The organism is Mycobacterium talmoniae (assembly GCF_001854525.1).
Taxonomy (GTDB): Bacteria; Actinomycetota; Actinomycetes; order Mycobacteriales; family Mycobacteriaceae; genus Mycobacterium; species Mycobacterium talmoniae.
The window spans coordinates 1-513 of record NZ_MLQM01000380.1 but is presented as its reverse complement, the minus strand read 5'-3'; the positions used below and the strand labels follow the sequence as shown (position 1 = coordinate 513).

The window sequence follows — 513 nt, the reverse complement described above, 5'->3', positions numbered from 1 at the left end:
GTGGCCGCCTGCTCATAAATCACCTGGAAGTTACGACCCAACTGGGTGATGAACTCCTGGCAGGCCACCGACCCCGACCCACCCCAAAAGTCACCGGCAGCCAACACATCGGCAATGATCGCCTGATGCTCAGCCTCCAACGACGCGGCCTGAGCCTTAATCAACGCACCATGCGCGTCGACATCCCCGAACTGGTAGTTGATGCTCATGCGATAACTCCTTAGCTGCTCAGGGCCGTCTGCGACGCGGCTTCTTGCTGCTCATAGTTATTAGCGTCCCGGATCAACCCGTCCCGCACCCCATGCAGCATGTTCACAATGTTGCGAAACGCCGTCTGCATCTGCCCCATCGTGTCGTAAGACGTGTTGGCCGCGGTCCCACCCCAACCAGCACCCGTAATGTTCATCGACGACGCCCACATCTTGCGGGCCTCATCCTCAACCGTCTGAGCGTGCACATCAAACCGGCCCGCCATCGCCCGCATCTGATGCGGATCCGTCATAAAACGCGTAG

Annotated in this window: 2 protein-coding genes; both read right to left on the bottom strand. The window is 59.3% G+C overall.

Annotated features, from left to right (window positions below):
* A partial coding sequence (locus tag BKN37_RS27475) for a WXG100 family type VII secretion target (RefSeq protein ID WP_071030464.1) occupies nucleotides 1-209 on the bottom strand: 209 nt, incomplete at its 3' end.
* An 11-nt stretch (nucleotides 210-220) separates the two neighbouring features.
* Nucleotides 221-513 (bottom strand): WXG100 family type VII secretion target (locus BKN37_RS27470; protein WP_071030462.1); only part of this gene is annotated, 293 nt, incomplete at its 5' end.